Source organism: Paraglaciecola sp. L1A13 (genome assembly GCF_009796745.1).
Taxonomy (GTDB): Bacteria; Pseudomonadota; Gammaproteobacteria; order Enterobacterales; family Alteromonadaceae; genus Paraglaciecola.
In genome coordinates, this window is sequence record NZ_CP047024.1 from 3,719,689 (window position 1) to 3,738,695 (window position 19,007).

General features: G+C 44.1%; 14 protein-coding genes. 9 read left to right on the forward strand and 5 right to left on the reverse strand.

Going from position 1 to position 19,007, the window contains the following annotated elements:
• Positions 1–59: 59 nt before the first annotated feature.
• Positions 60–422, reverse strand: coding sequence for a response regulator (locus GQR89_RS15780; protein ID WP_158770927.1), 363 nt, complete (start codon positions 420–422; stop codon positions 60–62).
• Positions 423–642: 220 nt separating this feature from the next.
• On the opposite strand from GQR89_RS15780, the gene GQR89_RS15785 reads away from it, so the two are divergent.
• The 9 genes from GQR89_RS15785 (at position 643) to GQR89_RS15825 (ending at position 11,263) form a co-directional block, all read left to right on the forward strand.
• The gene (locus GQR89_RS15785; protein ID WP_158770928.1) at positions 643–2,274 is read left to right on the forward strand and encodes a CTP synthase; all 1,632 of its coding nucleotides are present in this window, start codon (positions 643–645) and stop codon (positions 2,272–2,274) included.
• A gap of 77 nt (positions 2,275–2,351) precedes the next feature.
• The gene (gene eno / locus GQR89_RS15790; protein ID WP_158772290.1) at positions 2,352–3,644 is read left to right on the forward strand and encodes a phosphopyruvate hydratase; all 1,293 of its coding nucleotides are present in this window, start codon (positions 2,352–2,354) and stop codon (positions 3,642–3,644) included.
• 79 nt (positions 3,645–3,723) lie between these two features.
• On the forward strand, positions 3,724–4,386 hold the full coding sequence (locus GQR89_RS15795; RefSeq protein ID WP_158770929.1) for a hypothetical protein: 663 nt from the start codon (positions 3,724–3,726) through the stop codon (positions 4,384–4,386).
• A 336-nt stretch (positions 4,387–4,722) separates the two neighbouring features.
• Complete coding sequence (gene leuA, locus GQR89_RS15800; protein WP_158770930.1) at positions 4,723–6,282, forward strand: 2-isopropylmalate synthase; 1,560 nt, start codon at positions 4,723–4,725, stop codon at positions 6,280–6,282.
• 6 nt (positions 6,283–6,288) lie between these two features.
• A complete protein-coding gene (gene leuB / locus GQR89_RS15805) occupies positions 6,289–7,389 on the forward strand; it encodes a 3-isopropylmalate dehydrogenase (protein WP_158770931.1) in 1,101 nt (366 codons plus the stop codon).
• Positions 7,390–7,403: 14 nt separating this feature from the next.
• Positions 7,404–8,810 carry a 3-isopropylmalate dehydratase large subunit gene (leuC, locus tag GQR89_RS15810; RefSeq protein ID WP_158770932.1) on the forward strand — a complete coding sequence of 469 codons (1,407 nt, stop codon included), beginning with the start codon at positions 7,404–7,406 and terminating at the stop codon, positions 8,808–8,810.
• A 15-nt stretch (positions 8,811–8,825) separates the two neighbouring features.
• Positions 8,826–9,452, forward strand: a complete 627-nt coding sequence (gene leuD, locus GQR89_RS15815; protein WP_158770933.1) for a 3-isopropylmalate dehydratase small subunit — start codon at positions 8,826–8,828, stop codon at positions 9,450–9,452.
• Positions 9,453–9,714: 262 nt separating this feature from the next.
• Entirely contained in the window at positions 9,715–10,737 is a 1,023-nt protein-coding gene (locus GQR89_RS15820; RefSeq protein ID WP_158770934.1) for a LacI family DNA-binding transcriptional regulator, read from the forward strand.
• A gap of 61 nt (positions 10,738–10,798) precedes the next feature.
• Positions 10,799–11,263 carry a CreA family protein gene (locus GQR89_RS15825; protein ID WP_158770935.1) on the forward strand — a complete coding sequence of 155 codons (465 nt, stop codon included), beginning with the start codon at positions 10,799–10,801 and terminating at the stop codon, positions 11,261–11,263.
• A 140-nt stretch (positions 11,264–11,403) separates the two neighbouring features.
• Here the strand turns inward: GQR89_RS15825 and GQR89_RS15830 are convergent, their stop codons facing one another.
• The 4 genes from GQR89_RS15830 to GQR89_RS15845 form a co-directional block, all read right to left on the reverse strand.
• Positions 11,404–13,875 carry a GH36-type glycosyl hydrolase domain-containing protein gene (locus tag GQR89_RS15830; RefSeq protein WP_158770936.1) on the reverse strand — a complete coding sequence of 824 codons (2,472 nt, stop codon included), beginning with the start codon at positions 13,873–13,875 and terminating at the stop codon, positions 11,404–11,406.
• A gap of 47 nt (positions 13,876–13,922) precedes the next feature.
• Positions 13,923–15,464, reverse strand: coding sequence for an MFS transporter (locus GQR89_RS15835; RefSeq protein ID WP_158770937.1), 1,542 nt, complete (start codon positions 15,462–15,464; stop codon positions 13,923–13,925).
• A 357-nt stretch (positions 15,465–15,821) separates the two neighbouring features.
• Positions 15,822–17,384, reverse strand: a complete 1,563-nt coding sequence (locus tag GQR89_RS15840; protein WP_158770938.1) for a tryptophan halogenase family protein — start codon at positions 17,382–17,384, stop codon at positions 15,822–15,824.
• Between the two features lie 140 nt (positions 17,385–17,524).
• Positions 17,525–19,006 (reverse strand): tryptophan halogenase family protein, encoded by a 1,482-nt coding sequence (locus tag GQR89_RS15845; protein WP_158770939.1) that lies wholly within the window; start codon positions 19,004–19,006, stop codon positions 17,525–17,527.
• Between the last annotated feature and the right edge of the window lies 1 nt (position 19,007).

Below are 19,007 nucleotides of genomic sequence, written 5' to 3' on the forward strand. Positions count from 1 at the left end.
TAACTTGCCATAAACGTTAAGCTAAATATTGCATGTAACGTTTATGGTGAGCCGTTGTTTTACAGACGCTCCATTAAACTAAGGAGACTCATAGGTGTTACCGGCTTTTCAAGAAAACCAACTGCGCCGATTTCATATGACAGATTTACCGTTTCTTCCGACGTATCAGCCGAACACATAACGATTTTCACCTCGGGGATTTCTTCACGAAGAATACTTAATAACTCTAAACCATCCACTTTGGGTAGTTTAATATCCATTAAGATAAGCTGATAATCTTTACGGCACACTCGGGCCATCACTTCAGCCGAATCGCTCGCTGTATCAACCTGCATATAGCCATTCCCTTGCAGCACAGTACTTATAAAAGTGCAGATGGCTTCGACATCATCAACCACTAAAATGGGACGCATTTTATCCATAAAGCTAATCCTTTGACTATTTGGTCCACAGTGTAAACCAATAAAATGCCATAATCTGTATATTTTTTGCAAACCTAAGGCTCTTTTCAATTGTCTGTGGGGTCGTATTTACGTATACTGTTACGCCGTCCGGTACTGAATAATGTCACGCCTTTTAAAGGGAGCTCGACTACATCAGTATTAAAAAAATCTTACTCAACTCCAACGCCTTAGGGTACTCATGACAAACTATATTTTCGTCACAGGTGGTGTCGTTTCATCACTTGGTAAAGGCATTGCTGCTGCATCACTCGCTGCTATTCTAGAGGCACGTGGTCTTAATGTGACCATGTTGAAGCTCGACCCATACATTAATGTCGATCCAGGCACAATGAGCCCCATTCAGCATGGTGAAGTATTTGTCACCGACGACGGCGCTGAAACCGACTTAGACTTAGGTCACTACGAGCGTTTTATTCGCACCCGTATGACTAAACGCAATAACTTTACAACTGGCCGTGTGTACGAAGAAGTCATTAAACGCGAACGTCGTGGTGATTACTTAGGCGCAACAATTCAAGTCATACCGCATATCACCAATGAAATTAAGCGCCGTATCGTTGCCGGTGCTGAAGGCGTTGATATAGCTATTGTTGAAATTGGTGGAACCGTAGGTGATATTGAATCACAACCGTTCTTAGAAGCGATTCGTCAATTGGGCACCGAAGTAGGCCGTGAACATGCTATGTATATGCACTTAACATTGGTGCCTTACATTGCAGTATCGGGCGAAGTAAAAACCAAGCCTACGCAACATTCTGTTAAAGAGCTTCGCTCAATCGGCATAATGCCTGATATTTTGGTTTGTCGTTCAGAAAATGCATTACCTTCAAACGAACGCCAAAAAATTGCTCTTTTCACCAACGTAGCTGATAAAGCGGTTATCTCCCTAAAAGACGCCAATAGCATTTATAAAATACCAGCAGCACTAAAAGCACAAGGTATGGACGAGCTTGTTGTACAACGCTTTGGCCTAGACTGCCCAGAAGCGGATTTGAGCGAATGGGAACAGGTGTTATACGCAGAATCTAACCCGGTTGGCGAAGTAACAATCGCCATGGTCGGTAAGTACGTTGAGCTACCTGATGCCTACAAATCAGTTAATGAAGCGCTTAAACATGCTGGACTTAAAAATCGTTTGACCGTTAATATTCGTTACATTGACTCTCAAGACATCGAGAGCAAAGGAGATCAAATTCTCAACGGTTGTGACGCAATTTTAGTGCCTGGTGGTTTCGGTGAGCGTGGTATCGAAGGCAAGATTGCAGCAGCCAAGTATGCCCGTGAACAAAAAGTTCCTTATTTAGGTATTTGCTTGGGTATGCAAGTAGCCATTATCGAATTTGCGCGCAATGTTGCTGGCCTTGAAAACGCCAACAGTTCAGAGTTTGATCCGCAAACGCCTTATCCTGTCGTTGGCTTGATCACTGAATGGCTAGATGCTGATGGCAGCACCGCACAGCGTTCTGAAGAATCAAATTTGGGCGGCACCATGCGCTTGGGTAGCCAGTTGTGTCATTTAATTCCTGGCAGCAAGGTACATGAGTTGTATGGCTCATCTGAGATTTACGAACGTCATCGTCATCGTTATGAAGTAAATAACAACTTACGTGACAAGTTAGAAGCAGCCGGATTGAAAGTAACTGGTCTGTCTACTGACAAACGTCTAGTAGAAGTCATCGAACTAGGCGATCATCCTTGGTTTGTGGCGGGGCAATTTCACCCTGAATTTAACTCTACACCTCGCGACGGTCATCCTTTGTTTGAAGGATTTGTTAAAGCCGCGGGCGAATATTATAAAAATAATAATTAGCAAACGATTGAAAACTAAGCGTATCTGCTCTCAGGTAAACGATAATTTTTTATAACAAGGCTACAAATATGTCAAATATGTCAAACATCAGTAAAATCATTGGTCGTGAAATCATGGACTCTCGTGGTAACCCTACGGTTGAGGCAGATGTATACTTAGAGTCAGGCACAATGGGCAGAGCGACTGCACCATCTGGCGCATCTACTGGTTCACGCGAAGCGCTAGAATTGCGCGATGGTGATAAAAGCCGTTATTTAGGTAAAGGTGTACTGAAAGCGGTAGCCGCGATTAACGAACATATCGCCACTGCCCTGCTTGGTAATAGTGCATTTGAACAAAAGAAAATCGACCAAATCATGATCGATTTAGACGGTACTGAAAACAAAGAAACGTTTGGTGCTAACGCTATTCTTGCCGTATCTCTTGCGGTCGCTAAAGCGGCTGCAATTGAAAAGAAAATTCCCTTGTATCAACATATCTCTGAGCTTAACGGCACACCGGGTAAATACTCAATGCCTGTCCCTATGATGAACATCATCAACGGTGGCGAGCATGCTGATAACAACGTTGATATTCAAGAGTTTATGGTTCAACCCGTTGGTGCACCTAGCTTCCGTGAAGCATTGCGCATGGGCGCTGAAATTTTCCATAGCTTGAAAAAAGTACTCTCTGCTAAAGGCTTGAGCACTGCCGTTGGTGATGAAGGTGGTTTTGCACCAAACCTTGCCTCAAATGAAGAAGCACTAAAAGTGATTATTCAAGCCGTTGAAAATGCAGGTTACGTAATGAATAAAGACGTGACGTTAGCATTAGATTGCGCTGCATCTGAGTTCTACAAAGATGGTAAATATGATCTTAAAGGCGAAGGCAAAGTATTCGATTCAGAAACCTTTGGTGATTACCTAGCTGATCTTGCAGCTAAGTACCCTATCATCTCTATTGAAGATGGCCTTGATGAAAGCGATTGGGACGGTTGGGCAAGCTTAACCAAAAAAATTGGCGACAAAGTACAACTTGTTGGCGATGATTTGTTTGTGACTAATACCAAAATTCTTAAGCGCGGCATCGATAATGGTGTAGCTAACTCAATTTTGATTAAGTTTAACCAAATCGGAACATTGAGTGAGACCCTTGAAGCCATTCGTATGGCACAAGCTGCTGGTTTCACGGCAGTTATCTCTCACCGTAGTGGCGAGACTGAAGATGCAACTATCGCTGATTTAGCGGTTGGTACAGCTGCAGGACAAATCAAAACAGGTTCATTGTGTCGTTCTGACCGTGTTGCTAAGTATAATCAACTATTGCGTATCGAAGAAGCGCTAGGTGATGCAGCAACATACGGCGGACGTAAAGAAATAAAGGGTCAATAAGACCTATATCTGAAGTGCTTTAGTATATGCTAAAGCCTTTTAGATGTAAGCGGGCAGCGTTTGCTGCCCCTCATTTCTTATGGTGACGCCTCCCGCGCAACCCCAAGTAAATATATTCTCTGACTCACAGCAGCAGACCCATTTTGCTGAAATTTGTAATGCTTTGTATGAGCGTGAACTAATTACTCTTGCCCACCAACCCATCTCTAATATCAGTTTGCTACAACGCAAATTAGGTGGTCTACGCCATCATGTTAAACGCGCCGCATATCATTTCATTCACCATACAGGCCCTTTGTCTGTTGATGTGCATAACGCCAGCTGGCAAGCAAAACAAAGTGCTACCTGCATGGGTAGAAGACACGATAAAGATAAAACGCACCAATGGTTTGTGCAATATGCTCGATCGGGTCTGCCGGTTGTAATTTATGTGAAAAACATAAATGGTGAACATTTAGAATTAGACTCTATTGACCGCATTGATACCGATACTCAGCAACTGCATAGCAATAAATTTGGCTGGTTTGCTATGAATGGAACCAATGACATTGACCGCTCTAGTAGCAATATTCGTGATCATGCTGCGCTCGGTAAATATGTATTATTGCGTCCTAGTAACGCCATCTTTTCAGCCGCCTGCTGTGGACATACTTGGAACCACAAAGGTCGTAGTCATCCTCGAACATTAACCCTCAGAGAGCTGTTACTTTCCGGCAGTATTAATTGGAAAAATTTTCGATAAGCAGAATTATTCTGCACAATTCACATCAATACCCACTAAAAAACTAGTCAGACCACCTGTTTTCCCTGATAAATCAAGTTTATATGCATTTTTGTTATATGTTGATTTGTTAACTAAGGTTGACGCATGCCATCCAAAGAGTTACAAATAGCGCACTGACGTTTTGAGCTTAATATAAAATGAAAATATTTTTACTATCAACTCTACTTCTGCTGACAGCAAGACTGTACGGGTAGGTTGTAAGCGAAACGCAAACAATAACTAAAAACCCGTGCCTAGCACGGGTTTTTTCGTTTAAAGCGCTTTAAAAGCGCGTCATTTAAAAGAGGAAAAGATATGTCCAACCAGGTCAAAATATTCGACACCACGTTACGTGATGGCGAACAAGCACTAGCGGCAAGCTTGAGTATGAAAGAAAAGCTACAAATTGCTTTTGCGCTAGAGCGACTTGGCGTTGACATCATCGAAGCCGGCTTTCCAGTATCGTCACCGGGCGATTTTCAATCGGTACGTAGTATTGCCAAAGAAATCAAAAATGCCACTGTCTGCGGATTATCTCGCGCCTTAGAAAAAGACATCGATGCCTGCGGTGAAGCATTAAGCGTGGCTGAACAATTTAGAATACATACTTTTATTGCTACCTCTGACATTCACGTAGCGAGCAAGTTACGTAAATCACAAGATGAAGTGGTTGAAATGGCGGTAAAAGCGATTAAGCATGCAGGTCGCTACACAGACGACATTGAGTTTTCTTGTGAAGATGCTGGCCGCACACCTATTGATTACTTATGCCGAATGGTTGAAGCAGCCATTAATGCAGGGGCAACCACCGTTAATATTCCCGATACTGTGGGTTACACCACACCAACTGAGTTTGGTGGCATTATTCAAAACTTGTTTAATCGGGTGCCCAATATCGATAAAGCGGTTATTTCAGTGCACTGCCACAACGATTTAGGTTTAGCGGTTGCCAATTCATTAGTGGCAGTTGAATACGGTGCACGTCAAATTGAATGCACAATCAACGGTATTGGCGAACGCGCTGGTAATTGTTCGTTAGAAGAAATTGCCATGATTTTACAAACCCGCCAAGCCATGTTGGGTTTAAACACCAATATTCGCAGTCAGGAAATTTCTCGCACCTCTAAATTGGTCAGTCAGCTATGTAATATGCCAGTGCAAGCGAACAAAGCGATTGTAGGTGCAAATGCCTTTAGTCATTCTTCTGGTATCCATCAAGACGGCGTCTTAAAAGCGCAAAATACTTATGAGATAATGACCCCAGAAAGTGTGGGTATAAACAAAAATAATTTAAATTTAACGTCGCGCTCAGGCCGCCACGTTATCAAGCACCGTCTTGAAGAGTTGGGTTATAAAGCACAAGACTACGATTTAGATACCTTATATGCATCATTCGTAAAATTAGCCGACAAAAAAGGCCAAGTGTTTGATTATGACCTTGAAGCCTTATTGTTTTTTGATAAGCAAAAACCCGCGGACGAGCACTATAAGTTACTTTATTTACAAGCAAGTTCAGGCAAAGAGATCATCCCTAGCGCCACCGTTAAATTACAGGTTGGCGATGAAGAAATCATTGAGTCATGCACAGGCAATGGCCCAGTAGATGCTGCATACAACGCTATTATCAAAGTGTTAGGTCACGAACAGCTTGATATCGTCGATTTCAAACTCGACTCAAAAGGAGAAGGGGCCGATGCACTAGCTCAAGTGAGCGTCGTCGTTGAATATAACGGTCGCCGTTTTAATGGCATCGGTTTAGCCACAGATATCGTCGAGTCTGGCGTCAAAGCCCTGATCCATGTATTAAACAACACCCATTTAGCCGATCGAATTGATCATCAGAAAAAACAACAAACACAGATTGCTGGAGTCTAGGAACACATGTCGAATTACAATATTGCCGTGTTGGCAGGAGATGGTATTGGCCCAGAGGTCATGCAAGAAGCAAAGAAGGTTTTATCAGCTGTAGAGCAAGCGTTTAATATTTCGTTCACCCTAAATGAATTTGATGTCGGTGGGATTGCCATCGACAACCACGGTGAGGCACTGCCTCCTGCGACGTTAAAAGGCTGTGAAGCAGCTCAAGCTATCTTATTCGGTTCTATTGGTGGCCCTAAATGGGACAGCCTTCCTTTAGAGCAGCGACCAGAGCGTGCAGCCCTACTTGCCCTTCGCGGTCATTTTGATTTGTTCAGTAATCTTCGCCCGGCAAAAATCTATCCAGGGTTAGAAGCCTTATCGCCATTACGGGCTGATATTGCTGCCAGTGGCTTTGACGTGCTTGTGGTACGTGAACTAACTAGCGGCATTTATTTTGGTCAGCCTAAAGGCATTGAAGGTGAAGGCGAAGAACAATTTGCCTTCGACACGATGCGCTACAGTAAAAAAGAAATCCGTCGTATCGCCATCAGTGCGTTTGAAGCAGCTCAGAAGCGCGGTAAGAAGGTAACGTCGGTAGACAAAGCCAACGTGTTGTTGTGCAGCCGATTATGGCGTGAAGTGACCGAGGAAGTCGCTAAAGACTATCCTGAAGTGACCCTAGAACATATCTATATCGATAATGCGACTATGCAATTGTTGCGCTACCCAGGCGATTTTGATGTGATGTTATGCTCGAATCTATTCGGTGACATCATCTCTGATGAATGCGCCATGATTACGGGTTCAATGGGTTTATTGCCATCAGCCAGTATTAACGGCGAAAGTTTTGGTTTATACGAACCTGCGGGTGGTTCAGCCCCGGATATCGCAGGTAAAGGTATCGCTAACCCGATTGCACAAATTCTATCAGCATCCATGCTACTTCGTTTTAGCTTGAACCTAACGGATGCTGCCGATGCAATTGACGCAGCAGTAGTTAAAACCCTTGCCGATGGCATATTAACCGGTGAACTACTCAGTGCAGAGAATCGTGACCAAGCCAAATCGACCAGTGAAGTAGGCGATTACATCGCCAATATTATCGCCACCGCAAACGCTTAAAGGAAAGACCAGACATGAGTACCACCTTATACGACAAAATTTTTCAGGCACATATTGTCGATGAAATCGGCGACGACGCATTATTGTATATCGATCGCCACCTTATCCATGAAGTCACTTCTCCCCAAGCATTTGACGGTTTGGTGCAAAAGGGACGCAAAGTACGCCGTCCTGATCTGACATTTGCCACCATGGATCACAGCATATCCACCCGCTCTTTGGCCATTGATGCGTGCGGTCCTGCGAACAAATTACAGTTACAAACTCTTGCGGATAATTGCGAAAAACACAATATTCAGTTGTTTCCAGTGGGTCATCAAAAGCAAGGCATAGTGCATGTAATGGGGCCGGAACTTGGTTTGATTAAACCTGGCACAACAGTTGTTTGTGGCGATTCACATACAGCGACGCACGGCGCTTTCGGGGCTCTCGCTTTTGGTATCGGTACTTCACAAGTAGAACACGTATTTGCAACCCAAACCTTGAAGCAAAGTAAAGGCAAGTGCATGCAAGTCAAAGTGACTGGCCCTCGCCCGCTAGGCTTAACAGCAAAAGACATTATCTTAGCTATTATCGGTAAGATTGGTCATGCAGGTGCAACAGGCTGCGTCATCGAATATTGCGGTGACACCATTGAAGGCTTGAGCATGGAAGAGCGTATGACCGTATGCAACATGAGCATCGAAGCTGGTGCAAAGGCAGGTCTTATTGCTCCTGACCAAACTACCTTTGATTACCTTGAAGGCCGTGAGTATGCGCCCAAAGGTGCTGATTGGGATGCTGCCGTCGCTTATTGGAAAACGTTGAAATCTGATGCAGATGCGACTTTCGATATCGTCATAGAGCTTTCAGCCCAAGATATTGCCCCTCAGGTGACGTGGGGAACTAACCCAGGTCAAGTTATTGGCGTTAATCAACCTATCCCTGCACCGGAAGACTTTAGTGACGCGATAGATCGTGATTCCGCGGTTAAAGCCCTTAAATATATGGATATTAAGCCAGGTCAAAAATTATCAGAATTAACAGTTAATCATGTGTTTATTGGCTCTTGTACTAATGGCCGGATAGAAGATATGCGCGCCGCTGCCGCTATTGCCAAGCAAGGCAAAGTTGCTAGTCACGTAACGGCCATTGTTGTACCAGGCTCTGTTGCAGTCAAAGCGCAAGCGGAAGCTGAGCAATTAGATAAGATATTCCTCGAGGCCGGCTTCGAATGGCGTTTACCAGGATGTTCTATGTGTCTTGGTATGAACGATGATATTTTGAGTCAAGGAGATCGCTGCGCATCAACCAGCAACCGAAACTTCGAAGGTCGTCAAGGTCGCGGCGCTCGTACGCATCTTGTTAGCCCAGCCATGGCTGCTGCCGCTGCTTTAGCAGGGCATTTCGCCGATACTCGCGACTTCGTTGCCAACGATTAATAATTAGGAATTAACATGAGCAATCAATCTACCCCAGCAAGCTCCGGTATCAGTGTGCATACCGGCCACGTCGCGCCATTAAATCAAGCGAATGTGGATACAGACCAGATTATTCCTAAGCAATTTTTAACCTCGGTTACTAAGAGCGGTTACGGAAAACATCTGTTTCATGATTGGCGCTATTTAGACTTACATGAGCAAGAGCCGAATCCAGACTTTGTGCTTAACAAACCTGAATATCAAGGTGCCAGCATTTTACTTACCCGTGAAAATTTTGGCTGTGGTTCGAGTCGCGAGCATGCGCCTTGGTCGTTAGACGACTACGGTTTTAAAGTCGTTATTGCCACCAGCTTTGCCGATATTTTCTACGGTAACTGCATCAATAACAGCTTGCTACCCGTTAAACTACAAAGCGCACAAATCGATGCTTTGTTTGACGCTGTTGCACAAGACTCAAGTTGTCAGGTAGTAGTAGATTTACCCCAGCAAGAAGTGCGCTTTAATGATCAAGTGATCCCTTTTGACATTGCACCTCATCACAAGAATAATCTAATCAAAGGCTTAGATGCCATTGGTCAGACGCTTGAACTTAATGACAAAATTAGTGCGTTCGAAGCTAAACAATCTGCATGGCAGTGTTGATTCATAGCTAAAAAGTAACAAGGTAGCTGCTTGAAAATAGCAGTTACCTTGCCCTCAGGTCATTTATCATACAAATGAAAATCATGTCATTTCCCATTATTCTGCTAACGATAAACGCTTTAATTCATTTAACATATTAATAAACATAGCCTTTTTACAACATTGCGATCTGTTATCGCGCCACTAAAATTGAAAACGTTTACAGCTAAGCGTTCTGGCGCTAATCTATGGTTTATCCGTTACCCCAGCAAGAGAGAACTCTTTGGCTAAGTTAGGCATAAAAGATATTGCGGCCATCTCTGGTGTTTCCCCCGCAACGGTATCACGCACCTTGCGTAATCCAGATATCGTCAGTGAAGAAACCCGCAAAAAAGTGATGAAAGCAGTGGAAGAAGGGGGATATACCCCAAGTCGATTCGGCGCCAACTTACGCACCCAAAAGAGTGGCAATATTATTGTGGTGATGCCGGATATTACCAATCAGGTAAACGCAGGCATTATACGTGCTATTGAACGAGAAGCACAAAAGGCTGGCTACTCAATTCTGCTTGGCGATACCCAAGGCTTAATTGAGCGCGAAAAGCATTACGCGGGAATGGCGCAATCAGGCCAAGCTGACGGCGTACTATTATTCACCTTTCACATGCCTTTTAAACTCACCCAAAATCAGCCGGTGTTGAAACAATTACCCCCCATGGTCAACTCTTGCGAATCGATCCCCGTTGAAGGGATCAGCAAGGTAATGATCGACAATGTGTCGGGTGCGCGCACGGCTGTGGAACACCTACTTAGTTTAGGCCATAAACGTATTGCTGCGGTTATGGGGCCAACGGATACGCCCAGTACGGTAGAACGATTCGATGGCTATAAAAGCGCACTAAAAAATGCAGGTATCCAAATAGATGAACAATTAATTATCCGCGGGGATTATGGATTAGATTCAGGTATGGGCGCCATGGAGCAACTCCTAAAACTACGCATGCGGCCCACTGCGGTATTTTGTTTTAGTGACGACATGGCCATCGGCGCAATGAGCGTGCTGCAAGAAAACGGTTTCCGCATTCCGCAAGATATTTCGATTATGGGTTTTGACGATATCCGCTATGCCAGATTAATGACCCCTGCCCTAACGACCATTCATCAGCCGTTAGAAGAAATAGGCAAGGCATGTATCGAATTGTTACTTGAACAACTCGATGGTAAGTCAGAGCCAGGTCGTTATATTGAACTACCGTTTAAACTAATGGTTCGTCAAAGCACAGGACCCGTCCCTACTGATCGTTAATAGGATTTTTATCATCCTTAAAATCCATTACACTATGGGAAATACCTTTAGTGAGTGATGTATGAAAAAAATATTAGCTATTCTTGGTAGCGCGCTACTCTTAACTGCCTGTGACTCGAATGAAGTCGGTGATGTAAGCTTAGGTTTATTCACCACCAAAGATATCAAACTGAATATTCTGCAGGACCCACTTATCAGTGGTGTAACCTGCCATGTGGCAAGTATTGAAGCGAACCTAAGCTTTTCTGACCCTTCTGACAGCTCGATTTCCTGTCGTCAAACAGGAGAAATCACCCCAGAGATGATTGCCAAAATAGATAAGTCAGCATCGGGCGATGTGGTATTTAAAAAGTCCAAAAGTGTTTTTTTCAAAACCATGAAGATACGTCGTATTTTTGACCCTAGCAGTCAAACACTGATGTACGTGTCGTACTCCACCAAAGAAACCTCTGGCAGCTTTAAACATAGCCTGTCAACCGTGCCGTTGTGGGGCACAAAAGCCTTTAACAGCTATACAGGTTCGTAGCTTAAATCGCTATAGCAAAAAACGCTCCCTAAATGCAATTAAGCCTAAAGGGAGCGAATGAGGAAACTATCTTTTAAGAATTTATTACGCTCAGAAAGTATGTATGCATCCGAGCGTTTTTCTAGTACACCATGTTGTCATTAACCGTTTATAATGGTCGCAATGACATGATGCTCGCCGTTAAATAGGCTGTAATCAATCACGTTACCGGCTATCTGTGTACCGTCAATCTCCAATTTTATTTTGCCTGAGCTTATTCTGTCTGGGTTGCGTACCTCTATGCTGTAGTGAGCATTTCGAAACCGGCGAGACACTGCGAAGCTAGGCCAGTCTGCTGGAATACATGGCGTGATAGTTAAGCCCTTATAATCAGGCTTAATACCCAAAATGTACTGCGTTGCCGCATAAAAACACCAAGCAGCAGTCCCTGTTAACCATGAATTTTTCGCTTGACCTGGGGTGGCTGCATCGTTACCAGCAATCATTTGACTGTAAACATAAGGCTCAGTTTTATGCAGTTTTTGCACGTCTTGTAGGTAAGCCGGAGAAATGCTGGCAAAATACTCAAAGGCCTTATCGCCTCGCCCAAGCATCGCTTCAGACACCATGATCCACGGGTTGTTATGACAGAAAATCCCCGCATTCTCTTTATATCCAGGAGGATAAGAAGAAATTTCACCCAGATATTTATCGTAGCCACTAAATGCCGGTTGATTGAGCATAATACCGTGTGGCGTTGCTAAATGCTTTTCAACAGAATCAAGTGCCTGGCGAGCTTTTCCATCTTTCATGCCGATACCTGCCATTACGCAGAAACCTTGTGATTCGATAAAAATTTTGCCTTCTTGGTTCTCGTGACTGCCTACCTTTTTACCCCTAGCATCATAGGCACGCAAGAACCACTCACCGTCCCAGCCGTGTTTGAGCACTGCATCTCGCATAGTATCAACGTGCCGCTGAGCATACTTGGCTAATTCAACTTGACCAATTTGTTCACATAACTGCACAAAGTCTTGGCCGTAAAGCACAAATTGCCCAGCAATCATTAGGGATTCAGCTACATCTGATTGACCACGCTGAGTAGTTTGATAGGACTCATTAGGATCTTCTGAAAAGCAGTTTAGATTTAAACAGTCATTCCAATCCGCACGTCCAATCAATGGCAAGCCATGGGGACCTATATTATTAACAACATGATCAAACGCTCGGCGTAAGTGCTCGAAATGATCAGGATCTCCTTCGTTATCACCATCAAAACCCACTTTTTCAGTCAATATTGAAAAATCGCCAGTTTCTTTAATGTAATTCACTGTGGATAACACCATCCACATGGGATCGTCATTAAAATTACCACCGATGTTGGCATTACCTTTTTTTGTCAAAGGTTGATATTGATGGTATGCGGAGCCGTCAGCTTTTTGGGTGGCACTCAAATCTAAGATACGTTCTTTAACTTTCTCGGGCACCATATGGGCGAAACCTATGGTGTCTTGATTAGAATCTCTAAAGCCCATACCACGTCCAATACCCGATTCAAAAAAGGATGCACTGCGAGATAAATTAAACGTCACCATGTTTTGGTATTGATTCCAGATATTCAGCGAACGATTTAACTTTTTGTCTGGACTGTTTAACTGAAATCTACCGAGTAATTTATCCCAATGCGTAGCGAGGGCATTAAGTGCCTGTTGAACACTGTGCGCACTTTCGTAGCGGCTAATCATTTCTTTAGCAGACGCCTTATTTATCACACCTGGAGATTGCCACTTTTGCGCTTTGTTCACTTCGCAGTAACCGAGCACAAATACCAATGTACGCTCTTCGCCAGGAGCTAGTTCTACTTCTAAATGATGAGACGCAATCGGTGACCAGCCATGAGCATGAGAGTTGCTCGCTTTGCCGGTTTCAACGCACAAAGGATTGTCTACACCACGATATGGTCCTAGGAAGCTTTCTCTATCTGTATCAAACCCACTAATAGGTTGGTTAACCGAATAAAAAGCATAATGGTCGCGACGCTCTCGGTATTCGGTCTTGTGATAAATCACGCTACCTTCAACTTCTACTTCACCGGTTGATAAGTTACGTTGAAAGTTAGCGCCGTCATCTTCTGCGTTCCACAGACACCATTCAATGTATGAAAATAGACTAATTTTTCTATGTCGAGCACCGCAGTTTTTAAGGGTTAATCGGTGCACTTCCGCTTTTTCCCCTAACGGTACAAAACAAGTAAGTTCGGAGTCTATATCTAGATTTCTGACTAAAAATCGACTGTAGCCCATACCATGACGACACTCGTAACTTTCGGGTTGGTTATCAACTGGACGTCCCGAAACAGACCATACTTCGTCATCGCATTTTAAATAGAAATAACGACCCGATGTGTCAACTGGTACGCTGTTGTAACGATAACGGGTTAAGCGGCGAAACTTAGGATCTTGATAAAAGCTGTAGCCCCCAGCCGTGTTCGATATCAATCCATAGAACCCATCATTACCAAGGTAATTAATCCAAGGTGTTGGTGTAAATGGCGTCGATATTACGTATTCTTTTTGTTTATCATCAAAATAGCCAAATGAATTGTCTTTGGCGTCAGTGAATGGCTTGGTCATGGGTAAATATCTCTCTTGGTGAATTACGCTGCACTGAGGCAAAAGCGCTATTGATGATGTGTGGATAAAGCATTACGGCGCTCAACAAGCTGCGCATTGATTTGACGCTGGTTTTTATCGCTAAGGGGGTAAAACAACATTAGCAATGCCCCCGCAACACCAAAGGCGGCAGGGATAAAGCTCATAAGCTGTTGCATGCCTGGCAATGATGCGGCAATAGTGGTTGCGTCCATACCGTTGTAGCCATAACCCGCCAGTACCACCAGCACTAAAGCGCCCGCGAAGCCGTTACCGGTTTTCTGCACAAACGTGCCGGCTGAGTAAACCAGACCGGTCGCTCGACGACCATTACGCCACTCAGAATAGTCAGCGGCGTCTCCAAGCATGCTAAAGAACAAGGTAGGCATCATCGCAGCAAAAAATTCGGCGGCACAACCAAGAACAAAGATGTAGGTAATATTTTCACCGGGTAGCCAATAAAAGCCACTCGTTAATGCGCTACTGCACAGCAAGGCAGCAATAAATAAATTGCGGCGACCTAATTTGTTAGCCAAGTAACTGGTGCACAACGCGCCCAAAATTGACACCACCAGCAATGCTATAAAATATTGCCCTGTTAGCAGTTCATCGCCGACAAAGTACTTAAAATAATAGGCAATAACGCTGTACTTGATACCGTTGAACATCATGGTCAAAAAGCCCATGCCGAGTAAGATAAGCCAAGGTTTGTTGGTCAATAAATCGAGCATATCTTGCTGTGTTCCGGAAACATCTCCCCGAGGACGATTCAGCATGCGGCGCACCAGCCAAGTAGCAGTGGCAAAAACCAACACGAAAATTACGCCCGTCAATAGATTGCGGTAATAGAAGAACAGCGACATGGATAGCAGAGGAATAAGCACAAAGGGAGATTGCTTAGTCAAGTCCCACAACTCGCTACGCAAGCTGCTTCTAGCATGCTCGACTGGCGCAACCCTCTCTTTGGTAGTCGCTACCGAAGTGACCATCAGCGCCATCAATAATCCTGCGAAAACATACATAGTGTACTGGTACCCCTGTACGTCATCTCCATCACCTAGTAAAGCGACTAAGCTAGGTAAAAAGCCCATAACGAACAAGCCGCCTAAAAAGGCCCCAGCAAAACGAAAGCCAGATAAACTGGTGCGTTCTCTATCATCTTCGGTCATCACGCCCATCAGCGCCGAATAAGGCACGTTATTAACTGTGTATGCCAGTGTTAAGCCTATATAGGTTAGGTAAGCGTAAACTAACTTGCCACTGTCACTGAGATTGGGCGTGGTAAAACACAGCACCATAAAAGCACACAAAAAAGGTGTCGACCAAAATATCCATGGCCGAAATTTACCCCATGATGTATGGGTACGATCGGCAATCATGCCCATAATAATATCTGTTACACCGTCAGATAGACGTACCACTAAAAATAAGATAGCGGCTGCTGAAGCAGTTAAACCAAAAGTATCCGTGTAAAAAACCGCTAAGTAGGCAAGTGCGCCTCGCCAAACTAAATTGGCAGCCGCATCCCCCATGGCATAACCAATCTTTTCGTAAAGGGGTAATTTGATCATGAAAATACTTTCCTAACAAACATGTTCTGGATGCGTTGGCGCATTGTTATGATTCCTATATCCAATGCCTTTTTGGGGCGTTTGCGTCAGCACATATTATGGATAAAGCCTGAAAGGAATTGCCATTTCCGTGCATTGTTAACCTAACGTTAATTGCAAATGAAAACGTTTTCAAGCTTTTTTGTGTGTTTTTCTCAATGAGCGTACAAAACAAAATTTAGCGAACCCTTTTGCTTCTTGCTATAGGCAATAAAGCGAAGGTGCCCATAGGAGGAGTAAGTCCTAGGCACCTGACATAAAAAAGAATAAGAAGAGGTTTATCGAGAATGTTGCGATAAATAAAGGGAGAGTATTAACCTAAATTTTTTGAAAACCGTAACGTTGAACATGAGAAAGCAAATCTCGATTGCTTTTCAAGCCGCTCATTAATTTACGCAGTTGTTGTTGGTTTTCTTGTAAATCTTTCATCGCACTTTGCGGTTGGTCGAATACCCGTGAAGATACGTCGTTTACCGTATCAAATCCCATGCCATACAACACATACTGATAACTAGCAGAAGGGAACATAATTTCGTTTTGTACAAAGTCACTGCGACTCGGAGGCTGGAAACGCCATTGTATGAGTAAAGCACGTAACCGTGATGAAATTGATTCAGGTGCGCGCATCTGCTGCCAGTAAGGCTCACTGCGTTCACTCAATACGTAATGCAACTTTAAAAATTCAACAATATTTTCCCAGTGCAACAAGAAGCGCCGATTAAAATTATCGCTCGTGACCTGCATATGCTCCCTAGTAACGGGCATATTTTCGGCAATAGCCGTAGCCGACAACTCAACAAGTGCTAACGCCGAGGCTTCTAAGGGCTCTAAAAAACCAGCGGATAGACCTACAGCGGCACAGTTTTTATGCCAGAAATGTGCTCTATGCCCTGGCTCAAAAGAAATTTTACGCGCCTGTAACTTAGCAGCTTGCTCGTCACCTATCGACTGAGCCACATATGACTTCAGTGTGCGCTCAGCTTGCTCATCATCAATATGAGCGCTGGAGTAGGTATACCCTACACCTCTGCGATCCTGAAGGCCTATGTCCCAAACCCAACCGGCTTCTTGTGCAGTCGAAACAGTTGCTGATTCAATGGGCGTATCAGATTTGATGTAAGGCACATGTAACGCCATAGCACTGTCATTGAACAAGACAGATTTTTTGTCAATAAAAGGCACATTAAAGTGTTGGCCTAGCAATAAAGAACGTGCGCCGGTGCAATCAATAAATAGATCACCTGTAAGCTCACCGTAATCACGAACCATCAACGATTTGATATCGCCATTATCATGACTAAGCACGCCTTCAACATGGTCTTGTATGTGCGTGATCCCCAATTTTGCGGTGCAGTGTTGCTGTAACAACTGACCAAATTTACCTGCATCTAGATGATAACCGTAGTTGAGCACACCCGCGTATTCAGGGGTAGCGTTTTGCTTAGGTGCAAGTCCAGCTTGGCACACTTGGCTTTGGGCACTGACGACATCGGCAAAGGAGTGCTCAGCACCATAGGTCTTCCATGTGCTGTATTGATTTGCATGACCATAACCGTTAGGCACCACAAAAGGGTGATAATAGAAGTCTTTTTCAGCGCCGTCTTTCCAGCCGACAAATTTTGAACCTTGTTTAAAAGAAGCGCCGCAGTGACGGATGAATTCAGTCTCACTTATCCCTATGCGTTGCAATGAATTACGCATCGAAGGCCAAGTCCCCTCACCTACCCCAACAATATTAACGTCTGGGGATTCAATTAATGTTACTTGAAGTTGACTGTCACTAGAGCCGCATTGATGTTCAGCGGCTATAATACCGGCGGTTAGCCAACCCGCACTGCCGCCGCCGACCACGACAATTTGTTTAATACTGCGGTTATTCATTTATTACTACCAATCTAAAACGTAAAGTGCCCAGTGTTGCCCAATAAGCGAGCATCGAATAAACAAATACTATCGTATTTGATAGGATTTAATCCAAAATATTCATCTCATGTATTTCATTCTCTTATTATCCTGCCTGGTTAATTTGCAGCGCAATAACGTTGAAGAAACTGTTGGTGACTCGGTAAGCTGCTAACACGCTGCTCAATTGCTTTGCGCATGCCTGCCAGAAAACGCTGAAGTTCATCGTCATTCATCTCATTCACGATACGATGATACTGCTTCGGCTCTAAACCTTGCCCCAGCATGACTTGGGTCCATGAATCCACTCGGAAGAGATCGCCATCATCCAGAAACACACGACCCGTTTCCTTAAATAGATGAATTTTATGAGCTAAGGATGCAGGCACATCCATGTTCTGACAATGACGCCAAAATGGTGAGTCTTCTCGCTGAGTCACTTTGTAATGTAATATGATGAAGTCACGAATGCTATGTAACTCACTCGTTAGCTTTTCATTGTACTCATCAATGGCAGATTGGTGTATCCCATCAAATGGGAATAAACGCATCAAGCGCACTATACCCGTCATAATCAGATGAATACTGGTGGATTCTAATGGCTCTACAAAGCCACTTGCCAAACCTAAGGCAACGCAGTTTTTATTCCATCCTTTACGCCTGCGACCGGTTTTAAACTTAATGACTCTAGGCTCATTGATTGGACTACCATCTAAATTCGCCAGCAGTGCTTCTTTCGCTTCTTCATCACTCACGTAACGGCTACAAAAGACCATGCCATTACCGACTCGATTTTGCAGCGGTATCCGCCATTGCCAGCCAAAATCATGAGCTGTAGAGCGGGTATAAGGCAGTGGATCGGAATTAGCTTGTGTTTGCACTGCAATAGCGCTATCGCAAGGTAACCAGTGAGACCAGTCTTCGTAACCGGTATGCAGTGCCTCTTCAATTAACAGTCCCTTAAAGCCGGTACAATCAATGAAGAAGTCTCCGTCAATTACTTGGCCTGACTCCAGGGTCAACGAGGAGATAAAGCCATTATGGGTATGTTTACTAACAGACTGAATTTTACCTTCAATGCGCGTAACTGATTCACCACAAAAATCACGTAGAAACTTCGCATAAAGGGTCGCATCTAAGTGATACGCAAAATTCATTGGCGCGTTAGCGGAAAACGCGAACTTACCCTGCTTTGATGCTTGCAACTCATAGCAGTAATCTCCGAAAGGTGCGTTGATTCCGAGTTCTTTGCCCCGTAGCCAGAAATGATGAAATTCTCCGGCCCAACATTCTTTTCCCGTTACACCAAATGAATGCATGTAAGTATCGTCTTTTTGCCCCCAATTATTAAACTCGATCCCCAACTTAAATGTGCTATTGGTGGCACGCATAAAGGCTTTCTCATCAATATTGAGTAACTTATGCAGTGTACGGATGGGCGGAATAGTTGCTTCCCCTACACCAACGGTGCCAATATCGTCAGATTCCACTAATGTAATATCGAGTGTTTTTCCCAGTAATTTGGATAAGGAAGCCGCGGCTATCCAACCAGCTGTCCCTCCGCCTGCGATCACCACCTTCTGAACTTTTTCGCTATTCAAG